Below are 21,504 nucleotides of genomic sequence, written 5' to 3'. Positions count from 1 at the left end.
CATGCTCCGCACGATGATGACGTCGAAGATCCACCGCGCCACGATCACGCAGGCCGACCTGCACTACGTCGGCTCGGTGACCGTCGACGCCGACCTGCTCGACGCCGCCAACCTGCTCCCCGGCGAGCTCGTGCACATCGTCGACATCGACAACGGTGCCCGGCTCGTCACCTACACGATCGCGGGCGAGCGCGGCTCCGGCGTGATCGGCATCAACGGTGCCGCCGCGCGCCTGGTGCACCCGGGCGACCTGGTGATCCTCATCGCCTACGGCCAGATGGAGGACGCCGAGGCACGCGAGTTCCAGCCGAGCGTCGTGTTCGTCGACTCCGAGAACCGCGTGATCGGCACGGGCTCCGACCCCGCCGAGGCACTGCCGGGCTCCGGTCTCGTCCGTGGTGACGTCGTCGAGAACCCGCTCGTGGCGCACGGCGGCGCTGCGGGGTCGCAGGCGGTGGGGGCGGCCCGGTGACCCTGCTGGCGCTCGACGTCGGCAACAGCCAGTCCGTCATCGGCGCGTTCGACGGCGAGCGTCTCGTCGAGCACTGGACCGTGTCGTCGCAGACGCAGCGGACCGCCGACGAGTGGCACCTGCTGGCGCACGGGTTCGTGCGCGCCGCTGGTCTGGCCGACGTGGAGGCCGTGGCGATGTGCTGCACGGTCCCGTCGATCCAGGTCGAGCTCAAGGCGATGCTCGAGCGCTACTACGCGGGCCTGCCGGTCTCGATCGTCGGCCCCGGCGTGAAGACGGGCATCCCGATCCACACCGACAACCCGCGGGAGGTCGGTGCCGACCGCATCGTCAACGCGCTCGCCGCGGCCGAGGTGTACGGGGGGCCGGCGGTCGTGGTCGACATGAACGGCACCGCGACGATCTTCGACGTCGTCGACGAACGGAACCGCTATGTAGGGGGTGCCATCGCGCCGGCGGTCGAGCTGTCGTTGGAGGCCCTGGCCCGCCGCGGCGCGCAGCTGCGCGCCGTGGAGCTGGCGGTGCCGCGCGACGTCATCGGCAAGAACACCGTCGAGGCGGTGCAGTCGGGCGCGGTCTACGGCTTCGCGGGCCTGGTGGACGGGATGGTCGACCGCATCATCGAGTCGCTGGGGGCCGACCCCGACGACGTCGCCGTGATCGCGACCGGCGCCTACGCGGACGTCGTGCTGGACCACTGCACGAGCATCACCACGCGCGACCCGTGGCTGACCCTCACCGGTCTGCGTCTGGTGCACGAGAAGAACCACTGACCCCCAGCGGAGAGTCTCGCTGGTCGAGTAGGCCGAGCGGCGACGAAGGAGCTCGGTCGGGCGTATCGAGACCACTCTGGGCTGTCGCTGGGGGTTGGCTCGCGCTGGGCTGTTGCCGGGTGGTCTCGATACGCAGGGACCTCGCAAGCTCGTCCCTGCTACTCGACCAGCGGAATCCTTTGCTGGTCGAGTAGTCGACGCTGCGACGGAGGAGCTGGCGGAGACGTATCGAGACCACTCTGGGCTGTCGCTGGGGATTGGTTCGCGCTGGGCGGTTGCCGGGTGGTCTCGATACGCATTCAAGGCGCTCGTTCCGCCCCCGCAAGCGGGAGGTGCCCCCAGCGCGTGGCAGCTGCTCGACCAGCGGAGCGTGTCGCCGGTCGGACGACTCGACCAGCGGTGCTGCCGACGTTGCAGCGGCTGCAACGTCGGGACAACGTCGTTGCAACGAAGCTGTGACTAGCGTCACTCGCACCAGATCCCACCCCGCGAGGAGTCACTTCCATGAGCGTGTTCGCCCAGCCCGGGACCGACGGTTCCGTCGTCTCCTACAAGCCCCGCTACGACCACTGGATCGGCGGCGAGTACGTCGCCCCGTCCAGCGGCCAGTACTTCGAGAACGTCTCGCCCGTGAACGGGAAGGTCTTCACCGAGATCGCGCGGGGCAACGCCGACGACATCGAGAAGGCGCTCGACGCCGCGCACGCGGCCGCCCCTGCGTGGGGCAAGACGTCGGTCGCCGAGCGCGCCAACATCCTCAACAAGATCGCCGACCGCATCGAGGAGAACCTCGAGATGCTCGCCGTCGGCGAGACCTGGGACAACGGCAAGCCGGTCCGTGAGACCTTGGCCGCCGACCTGCCCCTCGCCGTCGACCACTTCCGCTACTTCGCCGGCGCGATCCGCGCGCAGGAGGGGCACCTGTCGCAGATCGACGACGACACCGTCGCCTACCACTTCCACGAGCCGCTCGGCGTCGTCGGACAGATCATCCCGTGGAACTTCCCGCTGCTCATGGCCGTCTGGAAGCTCGCCCCGGCGCTGGCCGCTGGCAACGCCGTCGTGCTGAAGCCCGCCGAGCAGACGCCGGCGTCGATCATGCTGCTGATGGAGCTCATCGCCGACCTGCTGCCCGCCGGTGTGGTCAACGTCGTCAACGGCTTCGGTGCCGAGGCGGGCGCGCCGCTCGCGTCGAGCAGCCGCATCCGCAAGATCGCCTTCACCGGCGAGACGACCACGGGCCGGCTGATCATGCAGATGGCCAGCCAGAACCTCATCCCCGTCACGCTCGAGCTCGGCGGCAAGAGCCCCAACATCTTCTTCGAGGACGTCGCCCGCACCGACGACGCGTTCTACGACAAGGCCCTCGAGGGCTTCACGATGTTCGCGCTCAACCAGGGCGAGGTGTGCACGTGCCCGAGCCGCGCGCTCATCCAGAACTCCATCCTCGAGCAGTTCCTGCCCGCCGCGACCGACCGCACCAAGCTGGTCAAGCAGGGCAACCCGCTCGACACCGACACGATGATCGGCGCGCAGGCCAGCAACGACCAGCTCGAGAAGATCCTGTCCTACATCGACATCGGCGTGCAGGAGGGTGCCCGAGTCATCACCGGCGGCGAGCGTGTCGACCTCGGCGGCGACCTCTCGGGCGGCTACTACGTGGCGCCGACGATCTTCCAGGGCCACAACAAGATGCGGATCTTCCAGGAGGAGATCTTCGGTCCGGTGGTCTCGGTCACCGGGTTCGAGGACTACGACGACGCCATGAGCATCGCCAACGACACGCTCTACGGGCTCGGCGCCGGCGTGTGGTCGCGCGACACGAACACCGCCTACCGCGCGGGCCGCGACATCCAGGCCGGCCGCGTGTGGACGAACTGCTACCACGCCTACCCGGCGCACGCCGCGTTCGGCGGGTACAAGTCGTCCGGCATCGGCCGCGAGAACCACTCGATGATGCTCGACCACTACCAGCAGACGAAGAACCTCCTCGTCTCGTACTCGCAGAACGCCCAGGGCTTCTTCTGAGCCCACGGTGACGTCGCGGCCCGGCCCCTCCACGAGGGGTCGGGCCCCCGGCGTTCCCGCACCCGACCTCGTCCGTCCCGCCCGAGAGGTGACCACCATGTCCGAGCAGCCGACCGCAGCCACCCGCGTCGACGTCAGCCCCGACGCCGCCGCGCTGCTGCGCACACTGCGCGCCGAGCAGGCGAAGCCGCTCATGTTCCACCAGTCCGGTGGGTGCTGCGACGGGTCGGCCCCCATGTGCTACACCCAGGGGTTCTTCCTGACGGGACCGTCCGACGTGCACCTCGGCGACCTCGACATCGGCGCGAGCGACGTCGACCCCGACGGTCTGGTGCCGGTGTGGATCTCGCGCGAGCAGTTCCGGTACTGGTCGCACACGCACATCACCATCGACGTCGTCCCCGGGCGCGGTGCCGGCTTCTCGCTGGAGGGCCCCACGGGGCACCGCTTCATCATCCGGTCGCGGGTGTTCACGGAGGAGGAGACCGCCGCGCTCGCGCCCGTCGACTGAGCGCGACGCACGAACGTCCGCACCCGCGTCATGATCGGGGCGCTGATGGTTCCTACCCCGTGGAGCGCGGTCTCCCCCCCCATCCCCCCGACGACCGTGCCGCCGGAGAGGACCCCCATGCGTCGCCCCCGCACGTGCTCAGCCCTGCTCACCTGCACCCTCGTCGTCGCCAGCCTGGTGGCTGCGCCGTCGGTGGCGAGCGCGGCTCAGGGGGTGCCGGACGGGTCGAGCGCAGCGTCGGCGGCGGCGTCGTGCTGGGAGGTCAAGCAGGTGGCTCCGTCGTCTCCCGACGGGCTCTACTGGTTGCTGACGCCGCAGCTGCGGACGCCGACGCAGTTCTACTGCGACATGACGACCGACGGTGGTGGCTGGGTCCTGGTGGGTCGTGGTCGTGACGGGTGGAGCTGGGACGGTGACGCGCAAGGCACGACCGCGCAGGTCGCCTCGCCGATCAACGGCCAGGCCGCGTTCTCGCCGCGCAAGCTGTCCGCGGCGACCATCGACGCGCTGCTCGGCGGTCATCGGGTCGACCAGCTCACGGACGGGGTGCGTCTGCGTCGCGCGAAGGACGCAGGCGGCACGGCGTGGCAGGAGGTGCGGTGGCGGCTGCGGTCGATGGCGTCGTGGTCGTGGGCGTTCGGCGCCGGCCACCCGCTGACCGGCTCCTCCTTCGACGGGGTCCAGTTCTCGGGGCAGACCACTCGCGACGCCGGCACGACGTCGACGGCCGCGGCCGAGCGGCTGCGCCGCGTGTGGACCTTCGAGTCCGCCGACAACGGCTGGGTGCGCGGCTTCGGCTACGGGAGCGCGGTGACGGGCTCGACCTCCTCCAGCAGCGCGCTCTACGCGACCCGCTCGGGCTACGCGACGCCGTTCACGCAGGTCTTCGTGCGTCCGCGACTGCGCCAGGCCGACCTGTCGTTCGCGGCGGTGCCCGACAGCGGGACGGCGGCGGTCACGGCGCTGCCCGTGGCCCGCAGCAGGTCGCTGCCGCAGTCGTGGGGCGTGACGGGCACGGGTGCGGGGGGCACGGGCGAGCTGGCCACGGAGGTGCAGGCCTTCGCCCAGGTCGGCGACGTCATGTACGTGGGCGGCAACTTCACCACCGTGCGCAACCAGGACGGGTCGCGCAAGGTCGCCCAGGCGTACCTCGCCGCGTTCCGGGCCTCGACGGGGGAGTGGATCTCCTCGTTCAGGCCGAAGCTGGACGGCCAGGTGCGCGCGTTGAAGGCGCTGCCCGACGGCCGGCTCGCGCTCGGTGGCGACTTCACGCGCGTCGACGGCCAGCGTCGCTCCAGCCTGGCCGTCCTCACCGCGAAGCGGACCCTCGACCGCACGTGGACCACGGGCGTCGAGCGACGCGGCGGCGACCGTCGCGCCTCGGTGCGCACGCTCGACGTCGCCGGCGGCCGGCTCTACCTCGGCGGACGCTTCTCGCACGTCGTGCGTGGCACGGGTGCCGCGGCGCTGCCGTACGCCGCACGGGTCGTGCTGCCGAGCGGACGCGGCGACAGCCAGTGGCAGCCGCACCTGAACGGCACCGTGGCCGACCTCGACGTTTCCACCGATAGTCGGCGCGTCTACCTGGCCGGCTACATGACGCGCAAGGGCGGCGCGACCGTGCGCAACGCGGTGGCGGTCACGACCTCGGCGGCGCGGCTCGTCTCACCGGCGTGGAGCCCGACGTTCAGCACCAAGCGCTCCGCGACCTACCAGCAGGCGGTCCAGCAGGTCGGGTCGCTCGTGTGGCTCGGCGGCTCGCAGCACAGCATGTTCGCCTACGACGCCCGCACGCTCGCACTGCGCAGCCCCAGCATCACCAAGGCCGGTGGCGACCTGCAGGCGATCGGCAGCGACGGCCGGGTGGTCTACGGCGGGTGCCACTGCGGCGACTGGGTGTTCGAGGGCACGACGAGCTGGGACTCGTGGTCCACCGGCCAGAACCCGGTGCCCTGGCGCCAGGCGGGCAAGATCTCGCTGCTCGGGGCGTGGGACGCGGCGTCGGGTGCGTTCGTGAGCACGTTCGCCCCGCAGTGGAAGTCGCGCGGCGGCTACGGCGTCTGGGCCGTCGAGGTGGCCAAGGACGGCACCCTCTGGGCCGGTGGCTCCATCCAGACGAGCATCCGCGAGGGCGGCTCCAACCAGTTCTCCGGCGGCTTCGCGCGGTTCGCGGCCCGGCCCTCCCGGGCCCCGGCAGCCCCCACGGCGGCGGCGGTGTCGCTGCAGGGCTCGACGGCCACGGTCTCGTGGTCGGCCTCGGCGGGCGACGGCGTCCGGTACGAGGTCCTGCGGGGCGACCGGGTCGTGGCCGTCTCCTGGGCGACGTCGGTGCGCGTGCCCGACTCGGGCCCCGACGACCGGTTCTTCGTGCGTGCGAGCGACGGCCAGGGCAACTGGTCGGCCTCCACCCGCGTGGTACGCGCCGTCCGGTCCTGACCCGTCCTGTCCTGACCCGACCTGCCCGGCACGGCGTGTGAGGCGACCCACCGCCGCCGGTGGGCACTGCCGCGTCATGAGGCCGGCTCCGCCCACTCTCCCTCCCCGTGAGCCCCTGGCCCACGTCCCTCTCGTCCCCTTCGATCCCGCGAGGACAGTCGTGCACCTCAAGACCTCCCTGACGGCCCTGGTCGTCTCCGCCACCACCGTCGCGAGCCTGGCGGGGGTGCCGTCGTCCCGACGGGCTCTACTGGTTGCTGACGCCGCAGCTGCGGACGCCGACGCAGTTCTACTGCGACATGACGACCGACGGTGGTGGCTGGGTCCTGGTGGGGCGTGGTCGCGACGGGTGGACGTGGGACGGTGACGCGCAGGGCACGACCGCGCAGGTCGCCTCACCGGTCACCGGCCAGGCCGCCTTCCGGCCGCGCCGGCTCTCGTCGGCGACCATCGACGCGCTCCTGGACGGTGGCGCGGTCGACGCGCTGCCCGACGGCGTCCGCCTGCGACGCGCCAAGGACGCGCAGGGAAGCGCGTGGCAGGAGGTCCGCTTCTCCCTCCGCTCGCTCGCCTCGTGGTCGTGGGCGTTCGGCGCCGGCCACCCGCTCACCGGCTCCTCCTTCGACGGGGTCCGGTTCTCGGGCCAGACCACGCTCGACTTCGGCACGAACGACGGCGGTCGCCAGAACTTCCGCCGGGTCTGGACGAACGAGTACAGCGGGAACGGCTGGGTCCGCGGCTTCAACTACAACTCCGCGGTCCAGGGCACTACCGACGCCTCGAGCTACCTGTACTCCAAGGGCACGGGCGACGCCACGCCGTTCACGCAGGTCTACCTGCGGCCCCGGCTGCGTCAGGCCGACCTGTCGTTCGCCGCGGTGCCCGACAGCGGGACGGCAGCCGTCACCGCGCTTCCCGTCGCTCGCAGCGGCTCCCTGGCCCAGCCGTGGGGCGTCACCGGGACCGGCGCGGCCGGCACCGGCGAGCTCGCCACCGAGGTGCAGGCCTTCGCCCAGATCGGCAACGTCATGTACGTGGGCGGCAACTTCACCACCGTCCGCAACCAGGACGGGTCCCAGAGCGTGGCGCAGTCCTACCTCGCCGCGTTCGACGTCTCGACGGGCGCATGGATCTCCTCCTTCCGGCCGACGTTCGACAACCAGGTGCGCGCGCTGAAGGCGCTCCCGGACGGCCGGCTCGCCGTCGGCGGCGACTTCACCAGCGTCAACGGCCAGCGACGCACCGGCCTCGCCGTGCTCGACACCGCCGGCACGCTCTCCCCGTCCTGGAGCACCGTCGTCGAGAACCGTGGCAGCTCGGGCAAGGTCAGCGTGCGCAGCCTCGACGTGTCCGACGGGCGGCTCTACGTCGGCGGCAGCTTCACGCACCTCGTCAAGGGCACGTCGTCGTGGTTCGCGCGCAACGCCGGACGCATCACCCTGTCGACCGGGAACGGCGACGGGCAGTGGAACCCCAACCTCAACGGCGCGGTCGCGTCGCTCGACGTCGACGACGACGGCAGCCGCGTCTACCTCGCCGGGTACATGACCGCCTCGGGCTCCACGGCCGTCAAGAACGGTGTCGCGATCAGCACCGCGGCCGGGGCGCCCGTCACCGACCCGGCGTGGAACCCCACCTTCAGCACGTCCGGAGCCACGTACCAGCAGGCCGTCGAGCAGGTCGGCTCGAAGGTGTGGCTGGGTGGATCGCAGCACAGCATGTTCTCCTACGACCGCTCCACCCTGGCGCTGCAGGACACGAGCATCACGAAGTCCGGCGGCGACCTGCAGGCGATCGGGAGCAACGGCCGGGTGGTCTACGGCGGGTGCCACTGCGGCGACTGGGTGTTCGAGGGCACGACGAGCTGGGACACCTGGGGCGTGGGGCAGAACCCCGTCCCCTGGCGCCAGGCCGGCAAGATCTCCCTGCTCGGGGCGTGGGACGCCGCGTCGGGTGCGTTCGTGAGCACGTTCGCCCCGCAGTGGAAGTCGCGCGGCGGCTACGGCGTCTGGGCCGTCGAGGTGGCCAGCGACGGCACCCTCTGGGCCGGCGGGTCGATCCAGACGAGCGTCCGCGAGAACGGCTCCAACCAGTTCTCCGGCGGGTTCGCGCGGTTCGCGCAGCGACCGTCGACGGCGCCTGCAGCACCGTCGGGCCCGGCGGTCTCGCTGGAGGGCTCGACGGCCACGGTCTCGTGGTCGCCGTCCTCCACCGCCGGGGTGCGCTATGAGGTCCTGCGCGACGACCGCGTGGTCGCCGTGACGTCGTCGACGTCCGTCCAGGTGCCCGGCTCCGACGTCGACGACCGGTTCTTCGTCCGCGCAAGCGACGGTCAGGGCAACTGGTCCGCCTCGACGTCGGTCGTGCGTCCGACGGTGAGCAGCACCGTGCTCCCCGCGGGGGCCACGTGGGCCTACTGGTTCGACGACGCGAACGCCGTCGACCCGGCCTGGACTAGCGACGGCTTCGACAGCTCCGGCTGGCGGCGCGGAGCCGCGCCGCTCGGCTGGGGCGGGAGCTCGATCGCGACCGACGTCGACGTGCCCGCGGGCACCCGGCGGGCGGTCACCGCCTACTACCGGACCGGCTTCGACCTCGCCGACGTCGACGCGTTCACCCGCTACGTGCTCACCACCCGCGCCGACGACGGCGTGCTCGTGCGCGTGAACGGGGTCGAGGTGGCGCGCGTCAACCTGCCCAGCGGGTCACTCACGTCGACCACCTACGCCACGTCGGCGCCCAGCACCACGGCGGCGACGGCCTCGCCCGTGCGCGTCGACCTGCCGTCGTCGGCGCTGCGCGACGGGACCAACGTCGTCACCGCCGAGGTTCACTCCAACTACCGGTCCACGCCGAACGCGAGCCTCGACGCGTCCGTCGTGGCGTCGCGCTGAGGTCCGCGCCGTGACCGCCCTCGACGTCCGCACCTCCTGGGACCACCTTGCCGCGGCCCAGAAGGACGGTGCCGGCGTGCCCTTCTACATGCGGGTGGTCAACCGCAGGCTCGGCCGCGGGGTCGCGGCCCTCGCGCACCGCGTCGGCGCCACGCCCGACCAGGTCACCGCCGTGAGCGCAGGCCTCGTGGTCGCCGCCCTCCTTGTGCTGGTGGCGGCTCCGCCCGCGCTCCTGCGGCACACCGACCTCGACCCCGCGTGGGCCCTGCTGCCGCTCGGCTACGCGTTCGTCGCGTCGGTGCGGTTCTTCGCGCAGATCCTGGCCGAGCAGCTCGTGCCCGACCGCGGGGCACGCGCCGCGGCCGCGGGACGCTGGTCGTCGGTGGTGCAGCTCCCCGCCGACGTCGGCGTGCAGAACCTCGTGTTCCTGCTGTGGCCGGTCACCCCCCTCTTCCTGCTCGGCTACGGCCTCCTGGCCGCGGCCAACCTCCTGCTGATGGTCATGACGTTGCAGCGGCGCCTGCGGGCGCTGCGGGCGCTGTGACCAGCGCGGCGGCCCCGCCCGTCGACGGAGCGGCCGGCGCCGCACCGAGCAGCCTTCCCGACGCCGTCCCCGCGCCGCGGCTGCCGCCCGACCCGCTCCCTGCCTGGCCGCTGCTGACCATGCTCTGGGGGTTCCCCGTCATGTGGCTGCTCGGCGTCACCGTCGTGCCCGGAGCCGTCACCCTGGCGCTCGTCATGCTCGGGTTCCTGCTGGCGCGCCGGTGCGCGATCTGGGTCCCCGGCGTCGGCGCGATCGTCGGGCTCTGCCTCTGGATGCTCGCGTCGTCGGTCATGATCGACACCGGACCGCGCCTGCTCGGCTTCGCGTTCCGCCTCGCGATCATGGCCTTCGTCGCGATCGCCTTCGTCTACGCCGTCGCGGCGCGCACGCGGCTCACCCGGGCCAGGATCGTCCACGGACTGACGTTCCTGTGGTTCTTCGTCATCGTCGGCGGGCTGCTCGGCATGCTGCTGCCCGAGACCCGCCTCACGACGCCGGTGGGGATGCTGCTGCCCGGGTCGATCGCCGAGAACTCCTACGTCCGCGACCTCTTCTTCCCGCCGTTCGCCGAGGTGCAGCACCCGTGGGGCGCCCCCGAGGCCTTCGTCCGCCCGTCCGCGCCGTTCCCGTACGCGAACAGCTGGGGCGTCGCGATCCTCGTCCTCACCCCGGTCGCGCTGGCCTGCTTCCTCTCCACCCGGTCGTTGCTGCTGCGCGCCGCGATCCTCGTGGGCGCGGGCGTCATGGTCGTGCCGGCCATGGCGACGTCGAACCGCGGCATGTTCGCGGCCCTCGCGCTCGCCGGGGCCTACGTGCTCGTCCGGTACGCCCTGCGCGACCGCGCGGCTCCCGTGGTCGCCCTGGCCGTGCTCGGGCTGCTCACCGGCACGGTGCTGATGTGGCAGGGCCTCCTCACGCAGTTCGAGGTCCGGCAGGAGTACGGCCAGTCCAACGGTGCCCGGTTCACCCTGTACGCCGAGACCATCCAGCGGACGCTGCAGTCTCCGCTGCTCGGCTTCGGGGCCCCTCGCCCGTCGGCCGAGCAGGCGCTCTCGGTCGGCACCCAGGGATACGTGTGGACCCTCATGTTCAGCTTCGGCTTCGTCGGGCTCGGCTTGTTCCTGCTGTTCCTCTGGGGCTCGACGTGGCGCACCCGCGCCTGCCGCGACGACGTCGACGTGGCCCTGCACGCGACTCTCGTCGTCTCGAGCCTGGCCATCGTCGTCTACGGCCTCGACATCGTGCAGCTGCTCGCCATCGCCCTCGTCGCCGCCGTCCTGCTGCGTCGGCGCTACGGTCTCGACGCCGATGACTGAGGCGGTGGCAGGGCCGACGACGGCGGGAGCGCGCTCGGGCCTCGGCGCGGCCGCCGTCGCCAACCTGGTGGGTGGCGCGCTCGGCGCCGTCGTCAACCTCGTGCTCGCCGCCCTCGTCGGCCGCCACCTCGGCGTCGAGGGCTCGGGCGTGTACTTCCTGGTGGTCGCGGTGTTCGTCGTGGTGGCCAACACGGCCGAGCTCGGCGCCGACACCGGACTCGTCCGGTTCGTCGCGGCGACCCGGGCCCGGGGTCGAGCCGAGGACACCGGTTGGGTGGTACGCACCGCCGTCGGACCCGTGCTGGTCGGCGGTGCGCTCGTCGTGCTCGTGGGGGTCCCCCTCGCGCTCGCGACCGCGCCCGACGGCCTGGCCCCCGCGGTGGTCGTCGCCGCTGTCCCGCTCGCCGTCCTGGCCTCGCTGACCGCCCTCGCCCTCGGGGTCTCCCGCGGTGCCGGCGACACGCTGACCTACCCGCTGCTGCAGAACGTCCTGCTGCCCGCCGGTCGCGTGGTCGCGGTCGGGGTCGCCGTCCTGGCCGGGTGGGGAGTCAGCGAGGTTGTGGCGGCGTGGTTGCTGCCGGTGCCGCTCGTGCTCGTGGTCGCCATCGCGCTCGCCCTGCGGCACGTCCCACGCACGCGGACCCCGCGCCGCGCCTACCCGGGCTTTTGGGGATTCAGCGCGGCACGGGGGGCCACAGCGTGCGTCGAGGTCGTCCTCGAGTGGGCCGACGTCGTGGTCGTCGGCGTGCTCGCGTCGCCGGCCGAGGCCGGCGTGTACGCCGTGGTCACGCGCTGCGCCCGTGCGGGCGAGGTCGTGCAGCAGGCGGCGCGCATCGCCGTCGGGCCGGCGATCAGCAGCGCGTCGGCCCGCGGCGACACGGCGCTCGTGGGACGTCTGTACGGCGTCGTCACCGCCGCCATGGTGTGGGCGGCCTGGCCGTTCTACGCCGTGCTGGCGGTGTTCGCCGAGCCCGTGCTCTCGATCTTCGGCCCCGACTTCACCTCGGGCGCGACGTCGCTGCGCGTCCTCGCGGTTGCGATGGCGGTGGCCACCGCCGCGGGCGCCGTCCAGAGCGTGCTGCTCATGGCCGGGCGCAGCAGCTGGCAGCTCGCCGACAAGACCGGGGCGCTCGTGCTCGACCTCCTCCTGCTGGCGCTGCTCGTCCCGCACTGGGGCATCGAGGGCGCGGCCGTCGCCTGGGCGGCGACCATCGTCGTCGACACCCTCGTCGTGGGCTACCAGGTGCAGGTGTTGATGGGCGTGCGCCCGCCGTGGCGACCGATCCTCTGGGCGGCCGCCCTGCCCGTCGTGCTCGTCCTCGTCCCGAGCGCGCTCGCGCTGCTGCTGTGGGGCACGTCGTGGACGGTGGCCGTCACCACGACCGCCGTGGTCGCCATCGTCCACGTCGTCGTGGGCGTCGTGGCGCGCGAGCGGCTCGGCCTCGTCGCTTTGGCCAGGCTCCGGGCCGTCTGACCCACCGGGCCCGGGCCGCTCCCGGGTGCTGCTCAGCGGCGCGGGAGCAGGACCGTCAGGGCGACGTCGACGCCCTGCACGGCCAGCAGGCTGCGCACGCGACGTGCCGCGACCGCGTCGTCGTCGACCGACCGCGCCAGCACCACGTGGTCGACACGGGTGCCAAGGGTCGCGACGAGGGCGTCGGAGGCCAGCGCGGAGGAGTCGACGACCACGAGCTCGCCCGTCCAGGTCGCCTTCTTGCGGTCCGTGGGCCAGCCGCGCGCGATCTTGCTCTCGAGCAGGGCCGACGCGTCGACGTGCCGCACGGGCAGGCCGCGGCGGCGCAGCGCCTCGGCCAGGCCCTCTCCCGACTGGGTGCCGACGGACCCGTCGACGAGGAGCGTCACGGGACCGTTGGCCGGCGCGGTCGCCGGGAGGTCGAGCATGAGCGCGGCGACGTCCCAGGTGTCCTCCGGGCTGGCGTCGGCCGTGCCGTCGAGCACCGCCGAGCCCTGCCCCGTCCCGAGGTCCTGCGGGCTGGCGATGACGCCGGGATCCGGCGCGCGGTCCCGACGGGTCAGCGCGACCGGGACGGCCACGAGGAGGCCGAGCGCGAGGCCGGCCACGCCGAGCGGCAGCACGCCGAGCGACGACGGCGCGGACGGGGTGGCCGGTGCGCCGAGCACCCGGCCCGGCGACGTGTCGACCGTCGCCAGCTCCGCGGCGCGGGTGCCCAGCGTCTTCGCCTCGGTGAGGATCGACTCACGGGCGGGGGAGTCCTTCGGGTAGCGGTCGGCCGAGTCCTCGAGCATGTCGATGCGGTCCCAGGTGGCCTCCTGCAGCTCCTGCACCGTCGTGGCCGCGGCCTCGCCGCGCACGGTGAGGAACGCCTCGGCCACCGCACGCGACCCGGCCGCCGCTGTCCGCGGCGTCGACGCCGTGTAGGCGATGTCGAGGACGGCCGTGTCGGGCGGGTTCGTCACCGACACCCCCCTCCTCAGGGCACCCGCCGAGGTGTCGAGGTCGTCGGCGGCAGCCGTCAGCACGTCGCCGGACGTCACCAGCTGGGCGTCGGTCGCGACGTCGAGCGTCGGGCTCGACCCGCTGGAGGGGCTGACGTCGACCGGCACGACCCGCACCGACGTGGTGGCGGTGTACGTCACGGGCAGCAGCACCCAGGCGAGGACGCCGAGCAGGACGCCGACCACCGCACCCAGCGCGAGCACGCGCCAGCGTCGGCGCAGGGTGCCGGCGAGCTCACTGAGCTGGGCGGGCTGAGGTGGTGCGGACTGCATGCAGGAGCTCCTCGGGTACGGGACGTCATGCACTGGGAGCGACGACGGCCTCGTTCATGACGCCGCGGGCGGGCGTCCGTGCCTGTGAGTTGAGCCATTGACCCGCTGTCTCACCCGGTTACTATGGCCGAGTTGCAACTGCCTGTGTCACGAACGCGGGCAGTCCCGGCCGGAGACCGTCACCACGGTGGAGGGCGGGGAACGATCCAGGGGAAAGTTCAGATGTCCATCGATGAATCGCGCATGTCTGCGCGCGCGTCCGGCGTAGAGCTGGACGACGCGCACCTGCTGTCCCTCGCGCGGGACGGCGACGACGACGCCTATGCCGAGCTGTTCCGTCGGTACCGGCCCGTGGCCCTGCGCCTCGCCCGGCGCCTCGGCGCACCGACCGAGGCCGAGGACACCGTGTCCGAGGCGTTCGCCCAGGTGCTCGGCCAGCTCCGCCGCGGTCTCGGTCCCGAGCGTGCCTTCCGCGCGTACGTGCTGACCTCGGTCCGCCACGAGGCCGCCCGACGGGGACGGCTGCGCCAGCGCGTCCAGCCGACGGACGACCTCGCGACGATCGACACCGCGGTGCCGTTCGGGCACGGACAGCTCGACACGTTCGAGCGCGACCTCGTCCGGTCCGCCTTCGCGTCGCTGCCCGAGCGCTGGCGCACGGTGCTCTGGTACCTCGACGTCGAAGGACTCAAGCCGCACGAGGTCAGCGACCGGCTCGGTCTCACGGCCAACGGCGTCTCCGCGCTCGTGTACCGCGCCCGCGCCGGGCTCCGCGAGGCCTACCTCGCGCAGCACGTCGCCGCCGACGGCGTCGAGGCCAGCGACGAGTGCCGTCAGCTGCGTCCCCGGCTCGCGTCGCTCGTGCGGCGCACCGTCGGCATGCGCGAGCAGAAGCGCATCCACGTCCACCTCGAGGCTTGCCCGTCCTGCATGGCCAGCTACCTCGAGCTCGAGGACGTCAACGCCCGCGTCGTGGCCCCGCAGCAGGCCGTCGCCGGCGTCCGCGCCTGACGTCCGCAGGCCACCGGGTGCGTCGCAGGGTCCTGCTCGTCGTGGTGCTGCTCGCCCTCGTGGCGGGTCTGCTCGTGACGGTGCGGCTGGTCGGGCCGGGAGGCGACCGTGCCGACGCACCGACCGCCGACGCGGTGCCCTGCCGGACCGGCGACGTCGACCGGCTCGACCTCTCCGACCCTGCGCAGGGTCGGCTCGCGTGGCACGACGAGTTCTCCGGCGCCCGCGTCGACCCCGACCGCTGGACGGTCCGCGACGACACGACGCTGTCCTTCGACCAGGCCCGCATCCGGGCCGACGCCGTCGAGGTGCGCGGCGGGCGCCTGCGCATCACCGCCCGGTCCGACCCGGCCGGCGACACCTCCGGCGAGCGTCCCGTCAGCACGGGCTACCTCGACACGATCGGCCACTTCGCCCAGCAGCACGGACGGTGGGAGGTGCGGGCTCGGCTCCCCGTCGAGCCCGGCCGCTCGCGGGCGCTCTGGCCGGCCTTCTGGCTGCGGGCCTCCGACCTGCCCGGCGAGATCGACGTCGTCGAGGCGTGGGGCACCCCCACCTCCCGGCAGCGGAGCGCGATGTCCGAGCAGTACGCCTGGACCGTCCACGAGGACACCACCGCCCCTCCCGGGTACCGGCGGGTCGGCGGCTGGGGGCGGGCCGCGGAGCCGCTCGCCGACGGCTTCCACACCTACGCGGTCGACTGGACGCCCGGCTGCCTGCGGTTCTCGCTCGACGGCCGCACGACGGGCTTCGTCGACCTCGACCGCGAGCCGCGCCTGCGCCGAGCGCTCGACGGTCCGGTCGACATCCGGCTCAACCTGCAGGTCGGCAGCAGCTACTGGGGCCGCCTCGATCCCGAGCGCCCGGGCACCACCGGGCTCCCGGCCACCTTCGAGATCGACCACGTCCGGGTCTTCCGTCCTCGTCCCGCCCGGGACTGAAGTCCTGACTTCGCGTTCGTGACCTGAGACACGCCCGAATCGGCCTCGTCCTGCGTCACGCGCCCACGCTCCTCCGCTCTCCAGGCATGCACGAACGTCCAGGGGATCGGAGAACCGGTGAGCATCACGCGCACGACCTACGGGGTGGGATACGCCAGCGGCGTGTTCGACATGTTCCACGTCGGCCACCTCAACCTGCTGCGCCGGGCACGGCACCGCTGCCGCCACCTCGTGGTCGGCGTCGCGAGCGACGAGTACGTCGAGATCCTCAAGGGTCGCCAGCCCGTCGTGCCGTGCGACGAGCGCATCGACATCATCTCCGCGCTCGGCATCGTCGACGAGGTGGTCATCGACCGCTCCGAGGACAAGCGCATGGTGTGGGAGCAGCGACCCTTCGACGTGATCTTCAAGGGCGACGACTGGCAGGGCACGCCGAAGGGCTACCGGCTCGAGCGCACGATGGGCGAGATCGGCGTCGACGTCGTCTACTACCCGTACACGCGGCAGACGTCGAGCACCATGCTGCGCGCCCACCTCACCGGTGCCGAGCTGGAGGGGCTCGCGTGAGGGTCGACAGCGCGGTCGAGGTGCTCGACGCCGCCACGACCCCGTACGCACCGCCCGTCACCGTCGTCGTGCCCACCCACGACCGCCCGACGCTGATGGCCGAGGCCGTGCGCAGCGTCCTGCTGCAGGAGTACGCCGGACCGGTCGAGGTCGTCGTGGTCTTCGACGCCTGCGAGCCGGTGCTGCCCGACGTCGCGCTGCTGCCGGGCCAGAGCCTGCGCGCCGTGGTCAACGACCGCGTCCGCGGCCTCGCCGGCGCCCGCAACACCGGCATCCTGGTCGCCAGCCACCCGTTCGTCGCCTTCCTGGACGACGACGACACCTGGCTACCGGGCAAGCTGGCCGCCCAGATGCCGCTCTTTCGCGACCACCCGGACGCCCGGCTGGTGGCCACCGCGATGCAGGTCGACGACGGCGAGCGCCTCACCGACCGGCTCGTCCCCGCCGACGTCGTCTCGCACGCCGAGCTCGTGCGCGAGCGGTTCGGGGGCCTGCACTCCAGCAGCTTCGTGTTCCGGCGCGACGCGCTCGTCGACGAGATCGGCATGATCGACGAGGACCTCCCGCGTGGCTACGCCGAGGACACCGACGTGCTCCTGGCGGCGTCGCGGCTCGCGCCCGTGCGACTCGTGAACGAGCCCCTCGTACGGGTGCGCTGGCAGGGCCAGTCCTACTTCTTCGGGCGCTGGGCCGACTACGCCGCCGCGCTCACCTACCTCCTCCACAAGCACCCGCAGTTCGCCGACGACGACGCCGCGCACGCGCGGATGCTCTCGCAGATCGCGTTCGGCGAGGTCTCCTCCGGTCAGCGTCGGGCCGGCCGCCGGCACGCCCGGCAGGCCCTGGCGCTGCGACCCACCACCCTGCGCGCCTGGCTGGCGCTCGCCGTCGGTCTGCGTCTGCTGACGCCCGGCGCCGTCGTCACCGTCGCGCGACGCTTCGGAAAGGGCATCTGACATGCGCATCCTCATCGCCTGCTCCTCCGGCGGACACCTCGCCCAGGCCCTCGCCCTCGAGCCCTGGTGGGGCGAGCACGAGCGGCTCTGGGTCACCGGGCCCACCGAGGACGCCCGGCTGAAGTTGCGCGACGAGCGCGTCATCGAGTGCGCGTGGCCGACGCAGCGCAACCTGCCGAACCTCGCCCGCAACATGGTGCTGGCCCGCCGGGTCATCGACGAGTGGCGTCCCGACGTGGTCTTCAGCACCGGCGCCGCCGTCGCCGTGCCGTTCCTGCGCCAGGCGCGCCGGGTCGGCGCCCGGTCGATCTTCCTGGAGACGATCGACCGCATCGACAAGCCGTCGCTGACCGGTCGGCTGGTGTACCCGTTCGTCGACGAGTACCTGACGCAGTGGGACCAGCTCACCGAGAAGCTGCCGCGCGCGCAGACCGTCGGCCTGGTGCTGTGACCGAGCCGCTCAGCGTCGTCGCGAGCGTCGGCACCTACCACCACCCGTTCGACCGCTTCGTCGACTGGCTGGAGCCGTGGGCCGACGCGCAGGAGGCCGCCGTGGTCTTCCAGCACGGCTCGACCCGACCGCTGGGCAGGGCCGACAACCGCACCATGATGGCGCCCGACGAGCTGCTCGAGCACTACCGGCGCGCCGACGTCGTGGTGCTCCAGGGCGGTGCCGGCGGCGTCATGGACGCACGCCGCGCCGGTCGCATCCCGATCGTCGTGCCCCGCGTGCCGGTCGACGACGAGGTCGTCGACGACCACCAGGTCGTGCTCAGCCGACGGCTGGCCGAGATGGGGCTCGTGCACGTCGCGGAGTCGCGCGAGCAGCTGCACCGGCTGCTCGACGAGGTGGCCGCCGGCACGCTGCGCACCCGGTCGGAGGAGCTGCAGCCGACTGCCGGCGTCCTCGAGGCCACCCGGCTGCTCGGCGACCTGCCCGAGGCGCGCCGTGACGCCGAGGGGCGCACGCGCCTGGGCGTCCCGCGCAGCACCCGGGCCCCCGCAGGTGAGGAGTTCCTCGCCGCCCGCGCCCAACGTCGTCGCAGCGGCATGGTCCGGGCCGTCGCCGACGCCGTGCGGCAGGGACTGGTCGGCTACCTCCTGACCTTCACGACGGCCCTCGCGCTCGCCGTCCACTTCGGGCTGGACGGCGACGTCGGCCGCGCCGTCGTGGCCGGCGTCGGGGCGTGGCTCGTCTACAGCTGGCTCGCGCAGCCCGCGGCCGAGCGCGCCAGCTCGCTCACCCCGGTCGTCCGCCTGCTCGGCATCGTCGGCGCGGCGGTCGTGGCCGGTCTGCTGCTCGGCGTCCAGAGCACGCCCGACCTGCGTCGCGGCCTGCTCGCGGTGCTGGCCGCCGCCCTCGTCTTCGTCGGCTACGGCGTCGCGCACCGTGTCGTCCGGCGTCGCACGCCCACGGTCCTGGTGGGCGAGGAGCGTCGGGTCCGCCGGCTGACGGACCACTGGGCCGGCCGGCGCGACGTCGACGTCGTGGCCTCGTGCGTCTGGCGCGGCGATGCGGAGTCCGTGCCCCTCGGCTCGCCGGGGTCGCTGTCGCGGATCGTGCCCGACGTCATGGCGACCGTCTACCGCCAGCGCGCCCGGTCCGTCGTCATCGCCTCCGACCACGCGCTCACCACGCCCGCGCTGCGCCACCTGGCCTGGGCGCTGCAGCGCGCCGACGTCGAGTGCCTGGTGCTCGCCGACATGGAGGACCACGTCGAGTACATGCGTCCGCGCATGGTGGCCGACCAGCTGGCGCTGACCATGCGGCCTCCCAACGAGCACCTGGTGTCGGTCGCGGTCAAGTCAGTCGTCGACCGCACGGCCGCGCTCGTCGGCCTGGTGGTCCTGTCGCCGGTGATGCTCGCCGTTGCCCTCGCAGTGCGGCTCACGTCGGCCGGACCGGTGATCTTCCGCCAGGAGCGCACCGGACGCGACGGGACAACGTTCACGATGCTGAAGTTCCGCACCATGGTCGTCGACGCCGAGGAGCGGCTCGATGAGCTCGTCGTCCGCAACGAGGGTGCCGGCCCCCTGTTCAAGCTCGACGACGACCCCCGGGTCACGCCCGTCGGACGCGTCCTGCGTCGCACGTCGCTCGACGAGCTCCCGCAGCTGGTCAACGTGCTGCTCGGCCACATGTCGCTCGTCGGCCCTCGGCCCGCCCTGCCGCGCGAGACGGCCCAGTACAGCCAGTGGGTCTGGCGACGGCTGCACGTGCGCCCCGGACTCACCGGCCTGTGGCAGGTCAGCGGTCGTTCGCAGCTGAGCTGGGAGGAGTCGATCCGGCTCGACCTGCAGTACGTCAACACCTGGAGCCTGCGCCTCGACGCCCGGATCCTGCTGCGCACCGTGCGCGCCGTGCTCGTACGTGACGGCGCTCTCTGAACCCGCCACGCGGTGTCACCCACTGTTACTGTGACGTTTCCTGACGTGACGAGACCGAGGAGCCGCCGGACCGCATGAGTGACATCGCCTACAAGCTGAGGGTCCTGCGACAGATCGGCCTCCTCAAGGTCCAGCCGCCCCACCGGCTCCTCAAGGCGGGCATCAAGCTCGCCACCTGGGGCCCCGGCTTCCCGTCGGCTGTGGCCGCCGCGGCCGCCCGCTTCCCGAACCAGACCGCGATCATCGACGACGCCGGCGAGATCACGTGGGCCGAGCTGCGCGACGAGATCAACCAGACGACGGCCGCGCTCAAGGCCCGCGGCGTGCAGGTCGGCGACGCGGTCGCGCTCATGGGACGCAACCACCGCTGGATGGTGGTCTCGATGGTCTCGATCATGCAGATCGGCGCGAAGGTGCTGCTGCTCAACACGATGGCCAGCGCCTCCCAGCTCGGCGAGCTCACGCGACGCGAGGGCGCCAAGTTCGCCATCGTCGACCAGGAGTTCCTCAAGGTCACGTCCGAGATCGACCGCGACCTCGTCGTCGTGGCGTGGGCCGACGACGACTCCCACGGCCTGCCGACCCTGTCGGGCCTCGCCGAGGGGCAGCCGACCGACGACCACAAGAAGCCGTCCAAGCCGGGCGGCATCGTCATCTTCACCTCCGGCACCACCGGGCTGCCGAAGGGCGCGAACCGCAAGGAGCCGGAGAACCTCGACCCGCTCCTCACCTTCTTCGGGTCCATCCCGTACCACGGCAACTCCACGGTCGTGCTGGCCGCGCCGCTGTTCCACTCGTGGGGCCTCATCAACTTCGGGTTCGGCCTCTCGACCGTCCCGACCTACGTCCTGCGCCGCAAGTTCGATCCCGCGCAGGTCCTCGAGGACATCGACCGGTACAAGGCCGAGGTGCTCGTCGTCGTGCCGCTGATGATGCAGCGTCTGGTGAACCTCGACCGCGAGGTGGCCGACCGCTACGACGTCTCCAGCCTGCGCATCACCGCCTCGAGCGGCTCGGCGCTCGCCGGTGACCTGGCGATCGACTTCATGGACCGCTTCACCGACTCGGTCTACAACTTCTACGGCGCCACCGAGACCGGCTGGGTGTCCATCGCCTCGCCGGAGGACCTGCGCGCGGCACCCGGCACCGCGGGTCGCGTGCCGTGGCGCACGGTCGCGAAGATCCTCGACACCGACGGCAACGAGCTGCCGCCGGGCGAGACGGGCGTCATCTACGTCGGCAACGAGATGCAGTTCGGCGGCTACACCGACGGCAACACCAAGGACTTCCGCGACGGGCTCATGCACACGGGCGACCTCGGCTACTTCGACGAGGACGGTCGCCTGTTCGTGGCCGGCCGCGACGACGACATGATCATCTCCGGCGGCGAGAACGTGTTCCCCCGCGAGCTGGAGGACGCGCTCATCGGCCACCCGTCCATCACCGACGTCGTGGTCGTCGGCGTGCCCGACCCCGACTGGGGCCACTGCCTCGCCGCCTACGTGGTGGTGAAGGACGGCGCGTCGCTCGACGAGGACGAGGTCGTCTCCTACGCCAAGGAGCGGGTCGCCCGCTTCGCCGTGCCGCGTCGGACCAAGTTCCTCGACGAGCTGCCCCGCAACCCCACGGGCAAGGTCATGAAGCGCGAGCTCCCCGAGTTCGACTGACCCCGAGGGCGCTCCGCGCCCGAGCGGGTCAGTCGGGTCGAGTGGTGCACGCCGAAGGCGTCCCGCTGTATCGAGACCTGGCAAGCGTCCAGGCCCCGGTGCCTCCACCTGCCCCGCGCCGAGCCGTTGCCGGGTGGTCTCGATACGCAGGGACCTCGCAAGCTCGTCCCTGCTACTCGACCAGCGGAACGTTTCGCTGGTCGAGTAGCGCGGAGCCGCGAGGGACGAGCGTGCTCCGGGCGTATCGAG

17 protein-coding genes and 1 pseudogene are annotated in these 21,504 nt (G+C 72.5%); 17 read left to right on the top strand and 1 reads right to left on the bottom strand.

Going from position 1 to position 21,504, the window contains the following annotated elements; translation table 11 throughout:
- The first annotated feature begins 1 nt into the window (after nt 1).
- The 10 genes and pseudogenes from panD to A6Q81_RS00045 all read left to right on the top strand — a co-directional run bounded on the left by panD (nt 2) and on the right by A6Q81_RS00045 (nt 12,448).
- Complete coding sequence (gene panD / locus A6Q81_RS00090; RefSeq protein ID WP_067854425.1) at nt 2-472, top strand: aspartate 1-decarboxylase; 471 nt, start codon at nt 2-4, stop codon at nt 470-472.
- Entirely contained in the window at nt 469-1,245 is a 777-nt protein-coding gene (locus A6Q81_RS00085; RefSeq protein ID WP_286689108.1) for a type III pantothenate kinase, read from the top strand. Before panD ends, A6Q81_RS00085 begins: the two co-directional genes overlap by 4 nt.
- A gap of 504 nt (nt 1,246-1,749) precedes the next feature.
- Nucleotides 1,750-3,273: an aldehyde dehydrogenase gene (gene adh, locus A6Q81_RS00080; RefSeq protein ID WP_286689107.1), complete on the top strand. Its 1,524-nt coding sequence runs from the start codon at nt 1,750-1,752 to the stop codon at nt 3,271-3,273.
- A gap of 97 nt (nt 3,274-3,370) precedes the next feature.
- Entirely contained in the window at nt 3,371-3,784 is a 414-nt protein-coding gene (locus tag A6Q81_RS00075; RefSeq protein WP_067859640.1) for a DUF779 domain-containing protein, read from the top strand.
- Between the two features lie 117 nt (nt 3,785-3,901).
- Nucleotides 3,902-6,220: a fibrinogen-like YCDxxxxGGGW domain-containing protein gene (locus A6Q81_RS00070; RefSeq protein WP_286689106.1), complete on the top strand. Its 2,319-nt coding sequence runs from the start codon at nt 3,902-3,904 to the stop codon at nt 6,218-6,220.
- Nucleotides 6,221-6,465: 245 nt separating this feature from the next.
- Nucleotides 6,466-6,540: pseudogene (locus A6Q81_RS00065) on the top strand (fibrinogen-like YCDxxxxGGGW domain-containing protein); the annotation flags it as partial.
- Nucleotides 6,520-9,114 carry a delta-60 repeat domain-containing protein gene (locus A6Q81_RS00060; RefSeq protein WP_353681398.1) on the top strand — a complete coding sequence of 865 codons (2,595 nt, stop codon included), beginning with the start codon at nt 6,520-6,522 and terminating at the stop codon, nt 9,112-9,114. The pseudogene A6Q81_RS00065 and the gene A6Q81_RS00060, both read left to right, overlap by 21 nt.
- 10 nt (nt 9,115-9,124) lie before the next feature.
- A complete protein-coding gene (locus A6Q81_RS00055; RefSeq protein WP_286689105.1) occupies nt 9,125-9,658 on the top strand; it encodes a hypothetical protein in 534 nt (177 codons plus the stop codon).
- The gene (locus A6Q81_RS00050; RefSeq protein ID WP_286689104.1) at nt 9,655-10,974 is read left to right on the top strand and encodes an O-antigen ligase family protein; all 1,320 of its coding nucleotides are present in this window, start codon (nt 9,655-9,657) and stop codon (nt 10,972-10,974) included. Before A6Q81_RS00055 ends, A6Q81_RS00050 begins: the two co-directional genes overlap by 4 nt.
- Nucleotides 10,967-12,448, top strand: coding sequence for a lipopolysaccharide biosynthesis protein (locus tag A6Q81_RS00045; RefSeq protein WP_083516448.1), 1,482 nt, complete (start codon nt 10,967-10,969; stop codon nt 12,446-12,448). The genes A6Q81_RS00050 and A6Q81_RS00045 overlap by 8 nt, the downstream gene beginning before the upstream one ends.
- Before the next feature lie 32 nt (nt 12,449-12,480).
- Here the strand turns inward: A6Q81_RS00045 and A6Q81_RS00040 are convergent, their stop codons facing one another.
- Entirely contained in the window at nt 12,481-13,725 is a 1,245-nt protein-coding gene (locus tag A6Q81_RS00040) for a Wzz/FepE/Etk N-terminal domain-containing protein (RefSeq protein WP_286689103.1), read from the bottom strand.
- A 243-nt stretch (nt 13,726-13,968) separates the two neighbouring features.
- Between A6Q81_RS00040 and A6Q81_RS00035 the strand changes: the two genes are divergently transcribed.
- The 7 genes from A6Q81_RS00035 to A6Q81_RS00005 all read left to right on the top strand — a co-directional run bounded on the left by A6Q81_RS00035 (nt 13,969) and on the right by A6Q81_RS00005 (nt 21,255).
- Nucleotides 13,969-14,736, top strand: coding sequence for an RNA polymerase sigma factor (locus A6Q81_RS00035; protein WP_067859621.1), 768 nt, complete (start codon nt 13,969-13,971; stop codon nt 14,734-14,736).
- 17 nt (nt 14,737-14,753) lie between these two features.
- Nucleotides 14,754-15,677, top strand: a complete 924-nt coding sequence (locus A6Q81_RS00030) for a glycoside hydrolase family 16 protein (RefSeq protein ID WP_286689102.1) — start codon at nt 14,754-14,756, stop codon at nt 15,675-15,677.
- 117 nt (nt 15,678-15,794) lie between these two features.
- Complete coding sequence (locus A6Q81_RS00025; protein ID WP_236749743.1) at nt 15,795-16,244, top strand: FAD synthase family protein; 450 nt, start codon at nt 15,795-15,797, stop codon at nt 16,242-16,244.
- Nucleotides 16,241-17,200 (top strand): glycosyltransferase family 2 protein, encoded by a 960-nt coding sequence (locus tag A6Q81_RS00020; RefSeq protein ID WP_286689101.1) that lies wholly within the window; start codon nt 16,241-16,243, stop codon nt 17,198-17,200. The genes A6Q81_RS00025 and A6Q81_RS00020 overlap by 4 nt, the downstream gene beginning before the upstream one ends.
- Before the next feature lies 1 nt (nt 17,201).
- Nucleotides 17,202-17,651: a glycosyltransferase family 28 protein gene (locus A6Q81_RS00015; protein WP_067859612.1), complete on the top strand. Its 450-nt coding sequence runs from the start codon at nt 17,202-17,204 to the stop codon at nt 17,649-17,651.
- A complete protein-coding gene (locus A6Q81_RS00010; RefSeq protein WP_286689100.1) occupies nt 17,648-19,588 on the top strand; it encodes an exopolysaccharide biosynthesis polyprenyl glycosylphosphotransferase in 1,941 nt (646 codons plus the stop codon). The genes A6Q81_RS00015 and A6Q81_RS00010 overlap by 4 nt, the downstream gene beginning before the upstream one ends.
- A 74-nt stretch (nt 19,589-19,662) precedes the next feature.
- Nucleotides 19,663-21,255 carry an AMP-binding protein gene (locus A6Q81_RS00005; protein WP_286689099.1) on the top strand — a complete coding sequence of 531 codons (1,593 nt, stop codon included), beginning with the start codon at nt 19,663-19,665 and terminating at the stop codon, nt 21,253-21,255.
- Nucleotides 21,256-21,504 lie beyond the last annotated feature (249 nt).

The organism is Aeromicrobium sp. REDSEA-S38_B2 (genome assembly GCF_001628525.1).
Taxonomy (GTDB): Bacteria; Actinomycetota; Actinomycetes; order Propionibacteriales; family Nocardioidaceae; genus Aeromicrobium; species Aeromicrobium erythreum.
The sequence above is the reverse complement of the archived record's forward strand: the minus strand, read 5'-3'. Positions and strand labels throughout refer to the sequence as shown.